This is a genomic window from Fluviicola taffensis DSM 16823 (genome assembly GCF_943372375.1).
Classification (GTDB): Bacteria; Bacteroidota; Bacteroidia; order Flavobacteriales_D; family Crocinitomicaceae; genus Fluviicola; species Fluviicola taffensis_A.
This window is the reverse complement of the sequence record NZ_CALRYJ010000004.1, coordinates 227874-249103: the sequence shown is the minus strand read 5'-3', so window position 1 is coordinate 249103 and position 21230 is coordinate 227874. Positions and strand designations below refer to the sequence as shown.

Sequence of the window (21230 nt, the reverse complement as noted above, 5' to 3'; positions counted from 1 at the left end):
TGAATTGAATAAGTTTTTATTCTGACTTTGAAACACCTTTGCATTGGAATTTGCCCCAATAGTTAACAACAGTAACAAGATTCAAACTCTTACTAAGCCCCATTGTAGAGTTTTAAAAAGACAAAAATTTATGATTGTAATGAAAACAAACCACTTACTGGCGGCATTGTCGTTAGTACTTCTGGCTTCTTGTAGTTCAGAAGAAGTTCCCGCGCCAGCTGGCGGAATCAGGCCTTATCAGGTGTTAACCCTTGAACAACAAAATACAACGATCCAAACAACTTACCCTGCAACTTTAGAAGGAATAGAAAATGTGGATATTCATCCTAAAATTGACGGATTTGTAGAAAAGATCTTCGTTGATGAAGGTCAGTTTGTTAAAAAAGGTCAGGTATTATTCACTATTTCAGCACCACAATACGAACAATTGGTGCGCACAGCGCGTGCATCCGTAAAAAGTGCCGAGGCTGGAGTAAGCGTAGCACGTTTACAGGTTCAAAAAACCAAATCCCTGGTAGATAAGAACATTGTGAATAAGTACGAATTACAGGAAGCTGATTTGACTCTACAATCACGCTTGGCTGATTTGGCTCAGGCAGAAGCAACATTAGTCAATGCCAATGTGAATTTGGGATATACACGTATCTCCAGTCCGGTTGACGGAGTGATCGGAAGTTTGACCTTTAAGACGGGAAGCCTGGTTTCAAGTAACATGGCGAAACCTTTGACGACCGTTTCCAATATTTCGAAGATCTATGCGTATTTCTCCATGAATGAGAAACAATTACTGGAATTCATCCGCAACACAAAAGGAGCAGACCTGAAAGCGAAAATTGCAAACACACCGGCTGTTTCATTGATTCTTTCGGATGGCTCTTTATACCCGGACAAAGGAGTGATCGGTTCTATCAATGGATTGATCGATCAACAAACCGGATCAGCCCGAATCCGTGCAACATTCTCAAACAGTTTGAATTTGCTACGCAGTGGGGGAAGTGCTCAAATCCAGATCCCGCAAGAAATTTCCCAAGGCTTTTTAATTCCGCAACGCGCAGTAGCCGACGTACAAGGGAAGAAATTCGTTTATACAGTTGGAAAAGGTGGAGCGATCAGCATGGTGAATGTAGAAGTGATGGAAGCAACAAGCGGTCATTTCTATATTGTAACCAAAGGCGTGAAATTGGGAGATCAAGTCGTACTGGAAGGAATTCAATTCTTGAAAGACGGAATGAAGATCAAACCTGTAAAGGCAGACCCAAAAGCTATTTATACAGAATTGAATCCATAAGATTCTTCCGTATCATTCAATTCTTAAAATCGAATTATGTTTAAAAGATTCATAGAAAAACCCGTGTTATCTACGGTTATCTCGATATTGATCGTGATTCTTGGAATTTTGGGCCTTGTGGCTATTCCAGTTTCCCAATATCCGGATATTGCACCGCCAACAGTCCAGGTTTCTGCTTCCTATCAGGGAGCAAACGCGGATGTGGTACTCAACAATGTCGTTATCCCGCTCGAAGAACAAATCAATGGAGTGGAGGATATGACTTACATGACTTCCACTGCCGGAAATGACGGAACGGCAACCATCACCGTTTATTTCAAACTGGGAACCAACCCGGATCTGGCTGCGGTGAATGTTCAAAACCGTGTTTCGAGAGCGACGAGTTTGCTTCCTGCAGAGGTAACTCGCGCCGGAGTAGTTACCACCAAACGTCAGGCGAGTAACTTGTTGATCTTTAACTTGTACAGTGAAGATTCCACATACGATCAAACCTTTTTGCAGAACTACGCAAACATCAACCTGATTCCTCAAATCAAACGGATCAAAGGGGTTGGAGATGCAACTGCTTTCGGGTTAATGGATTACTCCATGCGGATTTGGCTCAGACCGGATGCGATGGCGAGTTACGGTTTGGTACCAGATGATGTCAACAAGGCTTTGGCGGAGCAGAATATCGAAGCGGCTCCTGGTCAATTCGGTGAGCAGGGAGATCAAAGTTATCAGTACACCATCAAGTACAAAGGTCGTCTGAAAGAGGAAACCGAATTCAGCAATATCGTGATCCGGGTAGGAGAAGATGGTGAGATCTTATATTTGAAAGACATTGCTCGCATTGAACTGGGAGCGCAAAGTTATGCCAGTTCGGTAAGAGTAAATGGAAAATTCGGTTTAGGAGTTGCAGTGAATCAAACTGCCGGATCGAATGCACAGGAAGTAATTGAAGGAACCTTGAAAGTACTGGATGACGCACAGGCATCCTTTCCGAAAGGAGTGAAATATACCACTATCGTAAACGTAAACGATTTCCTGGATGCGTCCATTGAGAAAGTATTCCATACGCTTATCGAAGCATTTATATTGGTGTTCCTGGTAGTATTCCTGTTCTTACAGGATTTCCGTTCCACGCTCATTCCGGCAATCAGTGTTCCGGTAGCGATTATCGGTACGTTCTTCTTTCTGAACCTGTTTGGATTCAGTATCAACCTCCTGACCTTGTTCGCATTGGTTCTGGCAATCGGTATCGTGGTGGATGACGCCATCGTGGTGGTGGAAGCCGTTCATGCGAAACTGGATGAAGGATATAAATCGTCCAAAAAAGCAACGATCGATGCAATGGATGAAATCACCGGAGCCATTGTTTCAATCACATTGGTTATGGCTGCGGTATTTGTCCCGGTAAGCTTTATTCAAGGATCGACAGGAGTTTTTTACAAACAATTCGGGTTGACATTGGCCATTGCTATTATTCTTTCGGCTGTAAATGCCTTGACGCTGAGTCCGGCGCTTTGTGCGTTGTTATTGAAACCGCATAAGGACGAACAGGGTCAGAAGAAAACCTTCATGATGCGTTTCAATGTGGCGTTCAATACTTCTTTTGGTAAATTGACGAATCGTTACAAGCGTTCGGTTTCTTTCCTGAGTGGAAAAAAATGGATTGTTGTTTTCATCTTAGCCATATTTACCGGCTTACTGGTTTGGGGAATGAAAACCACACCAAAAGGATTTGTTCCGGCAGAAGATATGGGAACCATTTTCTCCGATATCACTTTAGCTCCGGGAACTTCGCAGGAACGCACAGCAGAAGTGCTTTCAGAAATTGACAACATCGTTCGCTCTGTTCCGGAAACAAAATTCACCTTGCGAGTAGTGGGTCGTTCAATCATCTCCGGTTCGGGAAGTTCCTACGGAATGGTTCTGGCTAGATTGAAACTATGGGATGAACGCAAACGCGATGTGAAACAAATTATTGAAGAACTGTTCGCGAAAACAGCACACATCAAAGATGCCCGAATCATATTCTTCTCTCCGCCAACGATTCAAGGATTCGGAAATACTGCCGGATTTGAATTCCAGTTACAGGATAAATCCGGAGGAGATATCAATGAATTCAACAATGTGGCGCAGAACTTCTTGGGAGCTTTGGCTCAACGACCGGAAATTCAATATGCAACAACCTCGTTCAATCCGAATTTCCCGCAATATCAGATTGATATCAATGTGCCGAAAATCAAACAGGCCGGAATGACCGTGAATGATGTGATGAGTGTGTTGCAAGGATATTACGGTGGAGTCTATGCTTCCAACTTCAATAAGTTTGGAAAACAATACCGCGTCATTTACCAGGCAGAACCGGGAAGCAGAAAGAATATCCAAAGTTTGAATTCGATCTATGTCCGGAATACAACCGGAGAAATGGCTCCGATCTCCGAATTCATCACGATGAAACAGGTCTACGGTCCGCAAGTGATTTCCCGTTTCAACTTATTCACCGCAATCTCCGTGAATGGTACGCCGAATAAAGGATTCAGTTCCGGAGATGCCATGAAGGCAATCGAAGAAGTCGCCAAAACGAGTCTGCCTGCAGGATATTCCTATGAGTTTTCCGGGTTGACAAGAGAAGAAAGTGCCGGAGGAAATCAGACCTTGTATATTTTCTTATTGGTGGTGGTCTTTGTTTACTTCCTGTTGTGTGCACAATACGAAAGTTACATTCTGCCGCTTGCCGTTCTGATTTCACTTCCAATCGGTTTGTCCGGAGTATTCATCTTCGATAAAATCTTTGAAGTGGACAATAACATCTATACGCAGATCACCATCGTGATGTTGGTGGGACTTCTGGCAAAAAATGCGATCCTGATTGTAGAATATGCACTGGATCGCAGAAAGAACGGAATGAGCATTGTGGATGCTGCTGTAAGTGGTGCAACTGCCCGTCTTCGACCGATCCTGATGACTTCATTTGCCTTTATCTTCGGATTATTGCCGTTGATGCTTTCAACCGGAGTTGGAGCTGCAGGAAATACGTCGATCGGAACGGGAGCAGTCGGAGGAATGTTGATAGGAACTATTTTCGGAGTCCTGGTGATTCCAATCCTGTTCATCGTTTTCCAAAGATTGCAGGAAAGAGTGAGACCAATCCAAGATGAATCTGCTGAGGCAGATGAAGAAATCGCACATTAAAATGAATCAATCCATGAAAATGAAACGAACAATAGATACCGTCTTATTTGCTTTGATACTCGTTGTTTCCAGTTGTGTGACAACCCGTTATGAGCGACCGGATGAGGTGAAATCAGCTGAATTGTACCGTGATAATACATCGACGGATACCACTTCAATGGCTGACTTGGAATGGAAAAAGCTTTTTTCAGATCCAATCTTACAAGACCTGATTGAAAAGGGGCTTGCACAAAACCTGAACCTGAAACAAGCCGTTGAGCGAATCAATAGCAGTCAGGCGTATTTGAAGCAAACTAAAATGGCTTTTTTGCCGAGTTTGCAGTTGGATGTCAATTCCACAGATGCAAAACAGTCAGGTCGTGCTGTCAATGCGCCTATTGGTTTTATCAAATTGACCACGCATACCAATCGTATCCAGTTGGGAACATCCTGGGAAGCAGATATTTGGGGAAAACTGCGAAGCGCCAAGAGAGGTGCCATTGCAGGAATGTTGCAAAGCGATGCCTCGAAACGCGCTATCCAGACCCAATTGATTGTTGACATTTCCAATGCGTATTACAACTTGTTGGCTTTCGACAAGCAATTGAAAATCACACAGGAAACCATTGAAATCCGCAAAAAAGAGGTGGAAACACTAACCGCTTTACAGGAATCAGGGAAGATTACCAGTGCTGAAGTATTGCAAAGTCAAGCGAATCAATATGCGGCAGAAGTCATGGTTCCGGAACTGCAAAACCAAATCTGGCAAGCAGAAAACCTATTGAATTACCTCCTGGCTCGTGGTCCTGAAAAGATTACACGCGGCACATTGGATGAGCAGGTAATCTATACGGATTTGCGTTTGGGAGTTTCCTCTCAATTATTGAAAAACAGACCGGATGTTCAGGCTGCGGAATATTCATTCATTGCAGCTTTTGAAAACACCAATGTGGCAAAAACATATTTCTATCCGTCGTTGACATTAACGGCGAATGGTGGGTTTGCAAGCTTCAAGATTCAGGATTTGTTCAGTCAGTCCATTTTCTATAACATCATTGGTGGGCTCACTCAGCCCATTTTTAACAGAGGTCAGAATAAAGCGCGTTTGAGAACAGCGAAGGCGGATCAACAAATTGCATTCTACAATTTTCAGGATGTGATTTTACGAAGTGGGATGGAAGTCTCGAACGCGCTTTATGCCTACCAGAATGCTACCGAAAGAGAGCGGATCCGCAAAATGCAGATCGAATCCTTGACAGTGGCAGTTGAAAACACCCAGGAATTGATCAGTAACCGTTCCGGAACGAATTACACAGACGTTTTAAGCTCCGAGCAAAATCTCATTTCAGCTCAAATGAATGGGATCAACGACAAATTGGATCAGTTGCAATCCGTTGTCAATTTGTACCGGGCACTTGGAGGAGGCTGGAAATAGTTGATTTATCAATAAAATGAAAGGCGGTTAATTTGAAGATTAATCGCCTTTTTTATTTGTAATAAACGCAACTGATCGGGTTGAGCTACGTCTTTCAATGGACTGAACTGATTTTTTATTTAAGCTTAGCTATACACACCTCCATGAAGTTTTCGATACTTATTTCTTTTTTGTTTCTGATATCAGGAACACTTTTTGGTCAGTTAACGGTAACTGCCGTTACACCTTCGGTGAGTACCTGCGCCAACAATGGCGGTATTACAATAACTGCTTCAACTTCAAATCCACCACTTACTTACAGTATTGTTTCAGGTCCTGTAACTCAACCTGTTCAAACCAATAATTCATTTACGTCACTTCCTCCAGGGAATTATTCGATTGATGTTACTGACGCAGCCGGACACCATTCTCCCCAAAATGTGACGGTTGCCGGAACGTATTCCATTGTCGATTTTGATCCTGTGAAAGTTGCGCCCTATTGTCCCGGAGATAATACCGGAAGTTTGGTCGGAAACCTAATCCCGAATACAGGATTAGCGCCATTTACCTGGCAATTGTTTCCTGCATCCGGTCCTGCCAGCCCCATTCAAAGCAGTTCTTTATTTCCGAATCTTTCAGCTGGAAATTACAGTATACGGGCAATAGATGCCTGCAACAACCTGCGAACGATTGCCGTGACTATTGAGGATCCCGGTACCGATATGATGTTTGGAAGTGATTTGACTGCTGAAAAGATTGGATGTGATACTATGCGCATTTCATTTTATCTGACGTTGGATGAATTACGTTATCCATTGACTTATCAATACACTACTTCAAACGGAACTTTCACAACAGCAACAGAGACTTTTATCGATTCATCCCAATTGGATCTTCACGGGTATATTCAGATTGCACAAACAATTCCGGGATTGACCTATGGGGATTTTGTTCAGGTAACTGTTACCAATAGCTGCGGGTACCAGGTGACTTCACCTTTACTAAATTCTTATCCGTTTAACTTTTATCCGAGTTACAGTTTTAACCAATGTGGGAATTCGGTCAATGCATCATTTACAAATCTTCCAAACCCTTATTTAACTTATCACACCTTTCTGATGCCTCCGGTAAGTTATACGTTGACCGATTTATCCACAGGAATTGTTACTTCCGTAACTGTTCCCGGAAATTCAATGATTGCCGGAGTATCGATTGTGGATGAATTGGTACCTGGAGAAAACTATCATTTGGTGATTACGGATGGCTGTGGTCAGACATTCGAAGAAGATTATTTAATTCCAGGTGAAGCTCCGCCAGTTATAAACGGTGGGAGTGTCCTATACGATGCCTGTATTGATTCTGTTGTTGGAACTTACCGAGTCGGAACCAGTGGTTTCGGCACGAATTCAAGACTTGTTTTGCTCTCCGGCCCTGCAACTTTAGGAAGTACAAATCCTGAATTTGCTTATTCCGACACCTATTCCTATCCCGATACTATTCCAGGAATAAATTACTTCTTTATAAGCAATCTGGCAGTAGGAACTTATACCTACCAAGTAATAGACGATTGCGGAAATGAACTTCCGGGTTCGTTTACCATTCTTCCACAGGATGTGACCAGTTTGGGTTACAATCATAGTTATAGAAAAGGCTGTCCGGGTGAGAACCGAATTTACTATACCATGAATGGCGGCGGACATGTAATAATCCGTGATCTTATCAATGATACAATCCTGAAGGATCAAATCTTTAGTTTTTATGGGGCATTTAACAATGATTCCCTTTTAAATTTACCGGACGGACCATACGAGATTACCTTTCTGTATGAAGCCATCCCACAATATGAGATCAATGATACTCCTATGCCTTGTGCCCTGATCATTGATACAATCAACATTGAACCCTATGAATTTCCGGATGTTTTGACCAATAATACCATCTTGTGCAACAATAGTTTACACCTGGAATTGATTCCCGATACCAGTAAAGGAGTTGCTCCGTACCAATACGAGATTATTGCAGGACCTCAATTATTCCCGCTTCAAAACAGCAATACTTTTTTGGTAAGTATTGCTGGAATTTACACCGTTCGGATTTTTGATGCGTGTGGAAATGCCTCCTCTAAACAAGTAACAGTAGATTCGATCACCTTTATCGATCCGCAAGCAATTACAGACTGCAATAATTCACACATTGTTTTTCCATCATCTGTTCATACAACCTATGAATGGGTTACACCTTCCAATCAGATATTCATTGGAGATAGTTTGGTTCTTATTCCGGTGACTCCTGCTGATACGGGAATCTACCAGATCTCAAAAATTGTCAATATCAATGGTTGTATCGATACGTTTTACATGAACTATCATGTAACAATGAACGGCATCGTTAACCACGATTATTTTGTTTGTCCGGAAGATTCTATCTTGATTTCGGGAACCTATTACGAACCCGGAGTCTATAACGAAGTTTTGCAGTCAGTGAACGGATGTGACAGCATCATCCAGACTTCTGTTTTGATTCTGGAATCGCAAATTGATACCAATCAGGTGGTGATTTGTTATGGAGATAGTCTGGAAATCAGACCGGGAGTTTTTGTCAACAGTTCAGGTATTTATATTGATTCGCTCCAAAATGTGGCCGGTTGTTATGATTTCACAGTTACTTATTTGAGTGTAAATGGAGTTCCGTCAGTAATGGATTCAACCATTTGCAGTGGGGACAGTGTGTTGCTGGGAAATAACTATTATCAAAACACCGGAACATATATCGAGACCATTACAACGGTTTCTGGTTGTGATAGCATTGCCACACTACATTTAACCGTTTTACCGGCTAAATTTTCCACGATTACACATACTATATGTGTTGGTGAGACCTTTATTCACAATAATGTCCCTTACACGCAAGCAGGAACCTATACGCAAACATTTCCTACAGGCACTTGTGATAGTGTTGTGACGATTCAGATTATGCTTTACCCGCCATTGTCTGTCAATGCAACAGCTACAAATGCACTGGATGTGCAATATGGGAATGTCGTTCATCTGGATGCTCAAACTACTGGGGGAACAGCGCCATTGGTTTACTTTTGGTCGAGTGAAGGAAGCCTGAATGATAACGCGATCAAAAATCCATTCACAACAGTTATCAGCTCCAATTGGTTTGCTGTTACAGTAATGGATGCGAATGGGTGTATTGTAGTTGACAGCATCTATGTCGGGTTATCCGAAACGTCCACCTTGTATGTTCCAAATTCGTTCACCCCGGGAACAGGAGATGGATTCAACGATATTTTCCGGGTGAAGTACACCAATATCTCCGAATTCCGTATCCTCATTTTTGACCGGTGGGGAGAAGTGATCTATGAATCGAAAGAGGTGGATTTTGGTTGGGATGCAACTTATAAAGGAAAGGTGGTTCAGGATGGAATTTACACGTACAAAATTGCAGCGCTTGGAAAAGATGATGTGCACTATGATCTGACAGGTCATATTACGGTGATAAAGTAAGCTGTTGACATCATAGTTAGCCTGAAGCAATCGGAGTATTCCGAAAGATGACCTCTAGAATTCGTAACTCGGCATTCGGCATTCGGAATTATATTACTATGTTTACTCAACTTAAATTCAGAGGAATGAAAAATTTAAAACTAATTGCCGTAATCGGATTGGGATTCATGACGATTCAATCTTGTACAAAACAGAGTGAATTGTGCGAATGTACTGACATGGCTACGGAAATGATGAAAGGTGATCGTGAGCATAATTTTGACGGTACTTTCCAAAAGAAATTTATCGAAGGACATAAAGCGGAAGAAGCGAAATGTAAGAAAATTTACGAAGGAAAGAATGACAAGGAAAGTCAGGAGAAATTGCGTAAAGAAATGAAAGAATGCAGCGGTTACGGTGAGTTTAAGGAAGAGACAATCAAGTCTATGGAAAACCTGAAAAAACAAATGCCGGAACTTTCGAAAGAAATTGATGAGTCTATCAAGCAATTGAAAGCGGAATAATTCATTCAAGAATTTAAAAAATCCCCAATCCCGTGCATGCGAGATTGGGGATTTTTTTGTTTAGAAGTTTCTATATACGGATGTGATTGCTGGTAGGTGTGAAAAATTTTTCACACCTACCAGCAAAAAACTACTTCTTCCAACGTTAAGAGGGGATTCTTTTGTGTTTTTGATTAGCCGCAAGGAGGAATTTTAGCTTGCAGGTTAATTGAAATTACACACAATTGAGTAAATTAGTTGTAAAAGTCTACCGAACTGATTTTTAGTGCGCAAAAGTGTAACTAAAAATCAAAAAAGCATTAAACTTGCAAAGTCAAGAGCTAATTCACTGAAATGACATTTTCCACTATTTTGAAAATTTGTACCCATGAAAAAACAGATCATACTACTTTGTTGCTCATTATCATTTTTAGGAAGTGCTCAAAATAGATATTCAAACGAAAAGTTAGATAATAATTTGTCGTACTCTACCAATTACAACGTGTTGGTTGATTCCATTCGTGAGGATGAAGAAAAAGAAATCTCCAAAAAACTTGTAAGATATGGTTTTGCCCTTAATCTATCGGTAACGTCTGATGGATTACCCGCTTCGGTTTTGTTTACTATCAATTATAAAAAACACCAAATTGATTTAGGTCCACGGTTTGGGCTTGGTGATTTCGCAGTGGGGTCATATCAAAAAGTCATTGGTGGAGAATTGAATTACAAGTTTTATCCAACTGGAGATGAGAAATGGTTTAGTTCATTTGTATTATTTCATATGGGGTATTTTTATCGTAGATTAAATTATTCTACTGTTTTTGAACCATCTGCAAAAGAAACGAAAATCGGTACTGAAGCATACCTTGGATATGGGGTGAAATTCACAATTGTAAAAGGATTCTATTTAGGCTCTTATTTTGGTATTGGTTGGTATCAATCTAAAACGGATGTTAGAGATGGAATACTATCATATAAAAGGACCGATAATGGATGGGGAGGTATAGCTTCTGTTTTTATTGGGTATAAATTTTAAACACCAACTTTGATTCCGATCCCACCTTCGATGTTGTGACTCAAATTGTTTTGGTATTTGATCTGCAAATGAGCTGATTATTGCTCAACTACCGGGCAAGCTTTTCGAGTGTTTACTTAAGAGGCGACTGGTAAGCGCCTCCAATATCTGTGCATCTGTGGTAAAGTATACCCTGAAAGTCATCTTTTCAAGGTATTCTTTGTATTTTCGTTATTGAATAGTCGAAAGCAGGAATCTCTCTCATGAAAAATAAAATCACTGAACTTTTTCAAATAAAATATCCCCTGATCCAGGCAGGAATGATCTGGTGTTCCGGATGGGAATTAGCCAGCGCTGTTTCCAATGCCGGCGGACTCGGAATCATCGGTTCCGGATCCATGTATCCTGAAATTCTGGATGAACATATCCGCAAATGCAAAGAAGCAACGCAGAAACCATTTGCGGTAAACCTTCCGATGCTTTACCCGAATATTGAAGCACATATCGAAACGATCATCAAACACCAGGTTCCCATTGTTTTCACTTCAGCGGGAAATCCGAAAACATACACCGCTCGCTTGAAAGAAGCCGGAATTACCGTTGTTCATGTGGTTTCTTCGGCAAAATTCGCTTTGAAGGCACAGGAAGCCGGAGTGGATGCCATTGTTGCAGAAGGATTTGAAGCAGGTGGTCACAACGGTCGCGATGAAACAACGACTATGTGCCTGATTCCACTTGTGAAAGCTGTTGTCTCGATTCCATTGATTGCCGCCGGAGGAATTGGAACAGGAAGAGGAATGCTTGCCGCAATGACACTAGGAGCAGACGCGGTTCAGATCGGATCCCGTTTTATCGCATCACCGGAATCATCCGCACATCCGAATTTCAAGGAAGAAGTATTGAAAACGAATGAAGGAGATACGATGTTGACTCTGAAAGAATTGACACCTGTTCGACTCATCAAGAACCCATTTTTTGAAAAAGTGGAGGAAGCTTATGAACGCTGCGCTACGAATGAAGAGTTGCATGAGTTGTTGGGAAGAGGAAGAGCAAAAAAGGGCATGTTTGAGGGAGATCTGATCGAAGGTGAGCTGGAAGTGGGACAAATTTCCGGATTGATCAAAGAAATGAAACCCGCAGGAGAAATTGTCAACGAAATAATTACCGAATTTAAGCTTGCTTTGAACGAACGAAGTGACGCAAAATATGCATTTGAATGATTGAATTTGACCGATTTAAATTAGAAAACGGATTGACGGTCCTGCACCATTTTGATCCGACCACTCCAATGGCGGTGGTCAATACGCTTTATGATGTGGGTGCAAGGGACGAATCGGAAGAGAAAACCGGTTTTGCCCATTTGTTTGAGCACCTGATGTTTGGTGGTTCCGTGAATATTCCGGATTTTGATGCTCCGTTGCAGCGTGCCGGTGGTGAAAGCAATGCCTTCACCTCAAACGATATTACCAATTATTACGACACCTTACCGGTTCAAAATATTGAAACAGCCTTGTGGCTGGAAAGCGACCGGATGCTTTCTTTGGCTTTCACTCCGAAAAGTCTGGAAGTACAACGCAACGTGGTGATTGAGGAATTCAAACAACGTTACCTGAATCAACCTTATGGAGACGTCTGGTTGGAATTGAGACCCTTGGCATATAAGAAACATCCCTATAAATGGGCGACCATCGGGAAAAACATCCAGCATATCGAAGAAGCTACCATGGACGATGTGAAGGCATTCTTTAAAGCACATTACCATCCTGCAAATGCAATTTTGTGTATTGCGGGAAACATCTCTTTGGAAGAAACCAAACGTTTGGTGGAGAAGTGGTACGGAGATATTCCTGCATCTTTAAAACCGGAGCGGATTCTGCCAAAGGAACCCGTTCAAACCGAATTCCGTGAATTGACCATCGAACGGAAAGTTCCCAATGATGCCTTTTACTATTCCTTCAAAATGCCGGAACGGAAGAGTTTTGAGTACTATGTGACAGATATCATTTCGGATGCCTTGGGGCGTGAAAAATCTTCCCGTTTGTATTCCAAACTGAAAAAAGAGCTGAAATTGGTGACCTCGATCAATGCATACATTACCGGGTCATTGGACGAAGGATTATTAATCATTGACGGGAAGTTGAGTGATGGTGTTTCATTCGAAGAACTGGACAAAGCACTTTGGCCGTTGTTTGATGATATCAAAAAAGAACTCATGTCCGAAGCAGAAACCTCCAAGCTTTTGAATAAGATCCGGACAGTAAAGGAATTCCAGGAACAGGGTCTTCTGAACCGTGCCATGAATTTGTGCATGTATGAATTGCTGGGAGATGCCAACGGCGTGAACGAGGAAAATAACCTATACCAAAGTATCACTGCCGAGCAGATAAAAATAGTTGCAAACCAATTGTTTAAAAAAGAAAATACTTCTCTTTTACGCGTTAAATCCATCAAAGAATGAGTGTGAGAAACCAACAGCCAGAAACGAAACAGGTAGATCACATTTCGTTTGTCAAACCTCATATTTTTGACGTTACCCAAGACGTCAAATTGCTTTGGATGAAAGAAGTTCCGAATGAAACGGTTCGCCTGGACCTGTTTTTTGATGCGGGAATTACGCGCGGAAACAAAAGTATTCCTGCCATTGTCCATAGTCTCTTGTTATCAGGAACGAATGAACTTTCATCCGTTGAAATTCATGAGAAAATTGATGCTTTAGGCGGATTTTTAGATACGGATATCTCATTTGAAACAGCAGTTGTAAGCATTTATTGCTTGCGCGAACACATCCGCGCGATTTCCAATATTGTTGCAGATGCAATTCAGGGACTTGCTTTCAGGGAATCGGAAGTCGAAGATGTGTTACGCTCCATGAGACAGCAATTTGCAGTCAATCAGCAGAAAGTGAAATACGTTGCACAACAACAATTCAGAAAACACCTGTTTGCATCAAATGTCGATTATTCCACTATTTCAGATGAATCCGATTACGATGAACCGAGTTTGATGGCATACAAGAAATATTGGAAACAACATTATCTGGAAGGTCTGACACGGATTACGCTGGTAGGAGATTTGGAAGTGGATGAAGTGGATGCTTTGATCGATCTGTTCGGTAAATGGGCAGTTGATGGAAAAGCGCAGCATGCCGGAGACTTTAAATTTCAGGCACAACGCATTGATTTTCCTAAAAACGACGCCGTACAATGTGCTCTTCGAATGGGGCGTTTCCTATTCCCGAAATCACATCCGGATTACATCGATTTCCAGGTCCTGAACACCATTTTGGGTGATTATTTCGGTTCCCGATTGATGTCTAATATCCGCGAAGACAAAGGATATACTTACGGAATCGGTTCCGGAATGATGGATATGAACCAGACAGGTTATTTCGTCATTGTTACCGAAGTTGGAAAAGAGGTGCTGGATCTGACGCTGAATGAAATCAAATTCGAGCTAAAGCGTTTGCAGGATGAATTGGTATCGGAAGACGAATTGGGCTTGGTAAAAAATTACATGTTGGGTCAATTGTTGAAAAGTGCCGATGGACCGTACGCCATGCTGGACATGTACAACAGTGTGGATATGTACGATCTTACTTTAGCATTTTACGATGAGGCGATCCAGAAAGTGAAACACATTACTCCGGCTCGTATACAGGAATTGGCAAAGCAATATTTGAATTTCGAAGACTTTTTAATTGTTACTGCGGGTTAAGACACAACTCATTTGGAATTTGTACGTTTAAATAATGTATTAAGATGTTTTAAATATTTCCCGCAAATCTCGCAGAAGACGCAGATTTTTATTTCATATTATGGAATTCAGATAATCTGCGAAATCCGTGCAATCCGCGGGAGATAACAATATAAACTAAAACGACGATTTTTACGTTATAGACTTTATGATTCGGGTATTTCTCTTCGTGATCCTAAGTGCTTTATGTTTTAAAGCAAATGCTACTCATGTGATGGGTGGTGAAATCACGTGGAAATGTACGGGAAATGGCTACGTGTTTCAATTGGTTTTTTACCGCGATTGCAATGGTGTGGATGTAAATCCTGTTTCGGAGAATCTGAAAATCTGGAATCATCCCTCTTTGTCGACAATCCCCGTTTTATTTGTAAGCAGAACGGATATTTCCCCCAGTTGTACACAAGTTGCCGGTTCTCCGAATCCACTTTCATGTGGCTCAGGAGCAAATGCAGGAAATGGAGTAGGAGCCATTGAAAAGATCATTTATCAATCCAGTCCGGTTATTTTGTCCGGAGTTCCGCCTTCACAAGGTTGGATTATCACTTACAGTAACTTTTCCAGAAATGGAAGCATCACCAATTTGTCGAACCCGACCAATTACGGGGTGACAATCCGGGCTACGATGTATGCGATTCCAGGAGCTGTGGCTGGTGTGTGTAACGACAATTCGCCTCAATTTTTGCAAGATCCTTACCTGGTACTTTGTGCCGGTGAAAACTACGAATACAACATGCATCCGGTAGATGAAGACCTGGATTCTGTCGTAACGATATTGGCAGCCCCAATGGATCGCATTGAAGGAACCACTTATAATCCTCCGGTAGATCCTGATTTTGTTCCCTATGAACCTGGTTTTGGAGCTACGAATCCAACACCGGATGCGACATTCAATGCCGGGAATGTTCCTCTGACCCTGGACTCACAAAACGGACATTTGAGTTTTCGTTCGTTCACCATCGGTGGATTTGTAGTCAAAGTCATTGCACAATCTTATCGGAATGGAGTTCTGATAGCTGAAGTTGAGCGCGAAATGCAGTTAATTGTCACGAATTGTGCGGCGCCCAATAACGCTCCTGTGATCAATGGTCCTTTTGCAGGTCTTTTTGAAACAACGGTGAATGCCGGAGCATTGGTCAACTTTACACTTACGGCAACGGATGTGGAATTTTTGCAAGACGGAACCCCTCAGAGCAATTACCTCAATGCAAGTGGTTCCCAATTCGGGACGAACTTTACAAGTACTTCCGGTTGTGACGTGGCACCTTGCGCAACCTTGAATCAAACACCGATTATTACAGGAGTTCAAGGAGTATCGACCAATTTTTCGTGGCAAACAGATTGTGCACACTTGGTTGATGCACATGGAAATAGTGACGACGAAAAGACCTATACATTTGTGTTCAGAGTGCAGGATAATTTCTGTCAGATCCCTAAAACGACTTTCAAGACAATTACCATTCATGTGAAGAATCCGGGAATCATTCCTGCAACTACGATCAACTGCATTTCTTCGCAACCGAATGGCAACCTGGATATCACATGGGATCCCGTTCTGAACCCGAATAACACCTTTGTGGATTTTGAATTGTATTCCATTCAAAACGGACTGATTGGAAATTATCCGATCGGAACAACCACTGTTACGGTTCCAAATCCCGGGATTGAAAACGATTACTACGTTCAGGTGAAATCAGGATGTAATGTCACTTTATCGAGTGATACGGTTAAAAATGTCCATTTGGATTTGTTGAACCCTGCAAATGGAACAGCAGTGTTGGATTGGAATCTTCCGGCTCCGAACCCGCTTCCGGGAATGGATAATTTTTGCACGATTTACAGAGAATATCCGACCGGAACCTGGACTTCGTTAGCGGTACTTCCATACACTACCACCCATTTCATCGATACCATCGATATCTGTTCCGCGTTTTTGAATTACCAGGTCGTTTATTCCACTCCGACTTGTCAGTGGTCGTCCAATATTATCGGAGATAATCTGCAAGATGACATCACGCCGAAAATCCCGGTTATTTCAAGTGTTTCCATTGATACGCTTACGGGGAATGTGGTGATTACCTGGGATCAGAATTATGCGCCGGATACTTATGGATACATTGTTTATCATAAAGATGCGAATGGATTCATTGTTGAAATCGATACCGTTTGGGGAATCGCCAATACAACATACAATCATCCGATTCCGATTACAGGACCTGAAACGTATTCGATAGCAGCCTTTGATTCGTGTTTCACTCCTGCAATTCCACCAACTTATCAAACTTCTGCAAAAGCCGAATTGAATACCAGCATGTATCTCACGTATTCAACCAATAGTTGTAACGCGCAAGCAGAATTGACTTGGACACCTTATGTCGGTTGGGGAGCGAATCTGACAGGTTATACGATTTTCGTGAAACAGGGAACTGGTCCCTGGGTAGCAGTTGGAACAACTACGGACGAATTTTACAATTTGGATTGTATTCCGTTGCAGAATTACACAGTCACCATCCAAGCGAATAATTCCAATGGTTTTGAGGCATTTTCGAACCTTCAATCGTTTTTTATCACAGCACCTACGCCACCTGCGATCAATTATTTGCGGGTAGCAACAGTGGATCAAAGTACGATCGTTCTGCGTCATGAGATTTCAACCGGAACCAATGTGCAGGCAGTGCGTTTTGAAAAGTTCAATTTGGCAACAGGTCAATTTGATTTATTGGGAGAAGTTCCCGCATCCAGTTCTACGCTTTCAATCACAGACACGGATGTCGACGTGGATAACTTCAGTTATACCTATCGTGCAGTTGTTGTGGACAGTTGTGGAAGTTTGGGTGCGATTTCAAATAAAGCGAGAACCGTCTTATTGCGGGTGACAGCGGATCAGACAAAATTGTCGACTTATCTGAATTGGTCCCAATACGGGGATTACGACGGAGGCGTTCTGCAATATCAGATTTATCGCGGAATTGATGGGTTTTTCCCGCCAACACCGACAGCAGTTGTCCCTCCAAGTCAACGTTATTTTGAAGATTTGGTGGATGAATTGGGCTTCGAGCATAGCGGTAAAGTTTGTTATTATGTGATTGCAGAAGAAGCGACCAATCAATATGGGATTCAGGAATTGAGTCTTTCAAATGATGCATGCGCGGTTATTGAACCATTGGTTTACGTGCCGAATGCGTTTACTCCGGGTGGATTGAATCCGATCTTCATTCCGGTGGTTTCCTTCCAGGATATTTCCAAATACGAGTTTTCCATTGTCGATCGTTGGGGACAAGTGGTATTCCAAACCAATGACCCGACAGTAGGTTGGGATGGTGTCCATCAGCAAAGCGGAAAACTGGTTGCTCCAAATCTCTACGTCTATGTTCTCAAAGTAGTAGATGGAAATAATCAGGAGTACTTTTTCCGGGGGAATGTGAGCGTGATCCATTAATAAGTTGCCTTCGACTACACTCAGTCAACTTCCTTATTTATAAGGAGTTATGTTTAATATAGCCAAGTACTTTTGTCAAGTCTGAATTCTTAAGATTTTTTATAAAAGGTAGCTGAACGTAGTCGAAGTTTCCCTGAAAATGCTTACCTTAAGGAGCTAATTGGAACTATGAGAACTTCAGGACAAAAATTGCTGACACCCGGACTGACCAATGAATCTTCCTTGAAAACATTGGTGGAGAACCGAACCGTTCACACCTTGGATTATTGTGAATTGAATTTGTTTGAAACCTATCAGGAGTCCCATTTAGTTCCCTTGAAATTCAATGACCTCGTGGTAACGAGTATGCTGCGCGGAAAGAAAGTGATGCATTTGTTTGATGATCCGGAGTTTGATTATTTTCCGGGCGAAACAGTCATTGTTCCCTCCCAGGTTGAAATGAAAATTGATTTCCCGGAAGCAAGTTTTGATAACCCCACACAATGTCTGGCTTTAGCAATTGATCGTCAGAAGATCGAAGACACCTTGCATTTTTTGAATGAGCGTTATCCGAAGGAACAATCGACTCATTTTTGGAAATTGAATCATTCCGATTATTTCTTTTACAACAACGAAGAGATGGCGACAACCATCAACAAACTCATCAAGATTTGTATGAGTGCGAATCAGGCAAAAGATGTGCTTGCCGATATTGCATTGCAGGAACTATTGATTCACATGATCCAACTGCAAACCAGGAATGCCATTCAGGGAAACAGTTTTCAGGATCATTCCTCTTTGTTGAAACACATTGTTCAATTTATTCGGGAACACATCAATGATAAACTGACAGTGTCAGACTTGACAAACGAAGCGTGTATGAGCAAAACTTCCTTTTACCGGTATTTCAAACGGGAATTAGGAATGAGTCCGAATGAGTTTGTGTTGAAAGAGCGCATCAAGTACGCAAAGTCCTTGTTGAAAAACCAAGATATTCAGGTGAATCAGGTCTGTTTCGAATCAGGGTTTGATGATTGCAATTATTTCATTCGTGCATTCAAGAAAATTGAAGGGATTACTCCTAAACAATTTCAACAATGCCAGAAAATCACTCTTCTGTAAATCTTAAAGGTGTAAGATCCGCAGATTCTTCCTCCGTAAATAATCGGCTTTTGATCATAAACCGGATTCCCATTGGAATTTCAAGCGAAAAACTGGATCCTCTTCCTGGTGTAACATCCAATGTCAGATGCGTGAACTTCCAGTATTCAAATTGATCCTTACTCATCCAAAAATCACAACCTTCTATTTCTCCCAAACAAACATCACTCCCTCCAACTTTGAAATCCCCTTTTTCAAAGCACATCGGTTGTGAACCATCGCAGCAACCGCCACTTTGATGAAACATCAGTTCTCCAAAACGTTTTTTGAGCTGATTGATTACTTCAATCGCTTCTGGCGTGATATCAATTCGTTTGTGCATGGTTTCTGAGTATTAATGCAAAGTTGTAATATTTAGAAAAAGTCCGCGAAACAAACTGCTCCGCGGACTTGATTGAAAGACCGCAGTCTCTCACCCCGAACATCCTTTGAACTTCCTTTATTAAAAGAAGCCTAGTTTATTTTTGTCGTAAGAAATCAGCATGTTTTTGGTTTGGCGGTAATGAGCCAACATCATCTTGTGTGTTTCACGCCCGAATCCGGACTTTTTGTATCCTCCGAATGGAGCATGAGCGGGATAAGCGTGATAACTGTTCACCCAAACACGTCCTGCCTGAATGGCTCTCGGAACCTGATACAATTCGTGTGCATCTCGCGTCCAGACTCCAGCTCCCAGACCATACAAGGTATCGTTCGCAATTTCCAATGCTTCTTCTGTCGTTTTGAATGTGGTCACACAAACCACCGGTCCAAAAATTTCCTCCTGGAAAACGCGCATTTTGTTGTGTCCTTTTAAGATGGTCGGTTGAATGTAATATCCGCCACCCAAATCTCCTGGAAGTTTATTTGCGCCTCCTCCTGCAAGAACTTCAGCACCTTCTTCAATTCCGATTTTCAAATAAGATTGGATCTTTTCGTATTGGTCGTTTGAAGCTTGAGCACCCATCATTACATTTCCATCCAATGGATTTCCGGTAACAATGGCATTGGTGCGCTCAATCACACGTTTCATGAATTTGTCGTAAATGGATTCATGCACGAGAATTCGGGAAGGACAAGTACAAACTTCCCCTTGATTCAGTGCAAATAATACGGCACCTTCAATGGCTTTGTCAAAAAATGCATCGTCGTGATCTGCCACGGAAGGGAAGAAGATGTTTGGAGATTTTCCACCCAATTCCATGGTCACAGGAATCAGATTTTCGGATGCATACTGCATGATCAATCTTCCGGTTGTAGTTTCACCTGTAAAAGCTACTTTTTGAATACGTGGAGATGTAGCCAATGGTTTTCCGGCTTCAGGACCAAAACCTGTCACTACATTCAGAACTCCGGCAGGCAAGATATCCTGAATCAATTCCATCAAAACTATAATGGAAGTAGGAGTTTGTTCTGCAGGTTTTACAATCACACAATTTCCGGCAGCCAGTGCAGGTGCAATTTTCCAGGTCGCCATCAACAAGGGGAAATTCCAGGGGATGATCTGACCGACAACTCCCAAAGGTTCGTGCAGATTGATGCTTACGGTAAATTCGTCGTGTTCCGAGATTGTTCCCTCTTCCGAACGAATGACTCCGGCAAAATAACGGAAATGATCGATACATAAAGGTAAATCTGCTGCGCGTGTTTCGCGAATTGCCTTTCCATTGTCAATGGTTTCAACGGTTGCAAGTAACTCCAGGTTTGCTTCCATGATATCTGCAATTTTCAATAACAGATTGGAACGATTCGTAACGGATGTTTTTGACCAAGTTGGAAATGCTGCGTGCGCTGCATCTAAAGCCAGTTCAATATCTTCCTTCGTTGATCTTGCTGCTTTGGTGAAAACTTTCCCGTCTATTGGAGAAATATTATCAAAATATTCTCCTGAAACAGGAGCTACAAATTTCCCTCCGATGAAATTATCATACTGGGGCTTGAAATTTGGTCTTTGTGCTGTTGAGCTCATAGTTTATCGATTTTATAGAATTACAAATGAACTCGGAAAGTGAAAAGTTTGATAGCACTATTCATTCAAATAATAGCACAATT

The 21230-nt window shown here is 41.9% G+C and carries 13 protein-coding genes; 11 read left to right on the top strand and 2 right to left on the bottom strand.

What is annotated here, in order from left to right; all coding sequences use genetic code 11:
• Positions 1-139 precede the first annotated feature (139 nt).
• The 11 genes from AAG807_RS08370 (at position 140) to AAG807_RS08320 (ending at position 19160) form a co-directional block, all read left to right on the top strand.
• A complete protein-coding gene (locus tag AAG807_RS08370) occupies positions 140-1288 on the top strand; it encodes an efflux RND transporter periplasmic adaptor subunit (RefSeq protein ID WP_341902303.1) in 1149 nt (382 codons plus the stop codon).
• A 36-nt stretch (positions 1289-1324) separates the two neighbouring features.
• Positions 1325-4468: an efflux RND transporter permease subunit gene (locus tag AAG807_RS08365; protein WP_341902302.1), complete on the top strand. Its 3144-nt coding sequence runs from the start codon at positions 1325-1327 to the stop codon at positions 4466-4468.
• A gap of 19 nt (positions 4469-4487) precedes the next feature.
• A complete protein-coding gene (locus tag AAG807_RS08360) occupies positions 4488-5882 on the top strand; it encodes an efflux transporter outer membrane subunit (protein ID WP_341902301.1) in 1395 nt (464 codons plus the stop codon).
• A gap of 143 nt (positions 5883-6025) precedes the next feature.
• Positions 6026-9373, top strand: coding sequence for a gliding motility-associated C-terminal domain-containing protein (locus AAG807_RS08355; protein ID WP_341902300.1), 3348 nt, complete (start codon positions 6026-6028; stop codon positions 9371-9373).
• A 125-nt stretch (positions 9374-9498) separates the two neighbouring features.
• Positions 9499-9876, top strand: coding sequence for a hypothetical protein (locus AAG807_RS08350; protein WP_341902299.1), 378 nt, complete (start codon positions 9499-9501; stop codon positions 9874-9876).
• A 367-nt stretch (positions 9877-10243) separates the two neighbouring features.
• Positions 10244-10891, top strand: a complete 648-nt coding sequence (locus AAG807_RS08345; protein WP_341902298.1) for a hypothetical protein — start codon at positions 10244-10246, stop codon at positions 10889-10891.
• 242 nt (positions 10892-11133) lie between these two features.
• On the top strand, positions 11134-12090 hold the full coding sequence (locus AAG807_RS08340) for a nitronate monooxygenase (protein ID WP_341902297.1): 957 nt from the start codon (positions 11134-11136) through the stop codon (positions 12088-12090).
• Positions 12087-13328 carry a pitrilysin family protein gene (locus AAG807_RS08335; RefSeq protein ID WP_341902296.1) on the top strand — a complete coding sequence of 414 codons (1242 nt, stop codon included), beginning with the start codon at positions 12087-12089 and terminating at the stop codon, positions 13326-13328. Before AAG807_RS08340 ends, AAG807_RS08335 begins: the two co-directional genes overlap by 4 nt.
• On the top strand, positions 13325-14584 hold the full coding sequence (locus tag AAG807_RS08330; protein WP_341902294.1) for a pitrilysin family protein: 1260 nt from the start codon (positions 13325-13327) through the stop codon (positions 14582-14584). The genes AAG807_RS08335 and AAG807_RS08330 overlap by 4 nt, the downstream gene beginning before the upstream one ends.
• A gap of 187 nt (positions 14585-14771) precedes the next feature.
• Positions 14772-18059 (top strand): gliding motility-associated C-terminal domain-containing protein, encoded by a 3288-nt coding sequence (locus tag AAG807_RS08325; protein WP_341902292.1) that lies wholly within the window; start codon positions 14772-14774, stop codon positions 18057-18059.
• 168 nt (positions 18060-18227) lie between these two features.
• Positions 18228-19160: an AraC family transcriptional regulator gene (locus tag AAG807_RS08320; protein WP_341902289.1), complete on the top strand. Its 933-nt coding sequence runs from the start codon at positions 18228-18230 to the stop codon at positions 19158-19160.
• Here AAG807_RS08320 and AAG807_RS08315 read toward each other — a convergent pair.
• Positions 19147-19521: a DUF779 domain-containing protein gene (locus AAG807_RS08315; protein WP_341902288.1), complete on the bottom strand. Its 375-nt coding sequence runs from the start codon at positions 19519-19521 to the stop codon at positions 19147-19149. The two genes, AAG807_RS08320 and AAG807_RS08315, sit on opposite strands and share 14 nt — an antisense overlap.
• Before the next feature lie 120 nt (positions 19522-19641).
• Entirely contained in the window at positions 19642-21147 is a 1506-nt protein-coding gene (locus tag AAG807_RS08310) for an aldehyde dehydrogenase family protein (RefSeq protein WP_341902286.1), read from the bottom strand.
• Between the last annotated feature and the right edge of the window lie 83 nt (positions 21148-21230).

Coding starts and splice junctions, on each gene's coding strand:
- AAG807_RS08350 (WP_341902299.1), top strand. CDS start 9,499: ATGAAAAATTTAAAACTAATTGCCGTAATCGGATTGGGATTCATGACG.
- AAG807_RS08335 (WP_341902296.1), top strand. CDS start 12,087: ATGATTGAATTTGACCGATTTAAATTAGAAAACGGATTGACGGTCCTG.
- AAG807_RS08365 (WP_341902302.1), top strand. CDS start 1,325: ATGTTTAAAAGATTCATAGAAAAACCCGTGTTATCTACGGTTATCTCG.
- AAG807_RS08370 (WP_341902303.1), top strand. CDS start 140: ATGAAAACAAACCACTTACTGGCGGCATTGTCGTTAGTACTTCTGGCT.
- AAG807_RS08315 (WP_341902288.1), bottom strand. CDS start 19,521: ATGCACAAACGAATTGATATCACGCCAGAAGCGATTGAAGTAATCAAT.
- AAG807_RS08360 (WP_341902301.1), top strand. CDS start 4,488: ATGAAACGAACAATAGATACCGTCTTATTTGCTTTGATACTCGTTGTT.
- AAG807_RS08320 (WP_341902289.1), top strand. CDS start 18,228: ATGAGAACTTCAGGACAAAAATTGCTGACACCCGGACTGACCAATGAA.
- AAG807_RS08355 (WP_341902300.1), top strand. CDS start 6,026: ATGAAGTTTTCGATACTTATTTCTTTTTTGTTTCTGATATCAGGAACA.
- AAG807_RS08340 (WP_341902297.1), top strand. CDS start 11,134: ATGAAAAATAAAATCACTGAACTTTTTCAAATAAAATATCCCCTGATC.
- AAG807_RS08330 (WP_341902294.1), top strand. CDS start 13,325: ATGAGTGTGAGAAACCAACAGCCAGAAACGAAACAGGTAGATCACATT.
- AAG807_RS08310 (WP_341902286.1), bottom strand. CDS start 21,147: ATGAGCTCAACAGCACAAAGACCAAATTTCAAGCCCCAGTATGATAAT.
- AAG807_RS08345 (WP_341902298.1), top strand. CDS start 10,244: ATGAAAAAACAGATCATACTACTTTGTTGCTCATTATCATTTTTAGGA.
- AAG807_RS08325 (WP_341902292.1), top strand. CDS start 14,772: ATGATTCGGGTATTTCTCTTCGTGATCCTAAGTGCTTTATGTTTTAAA.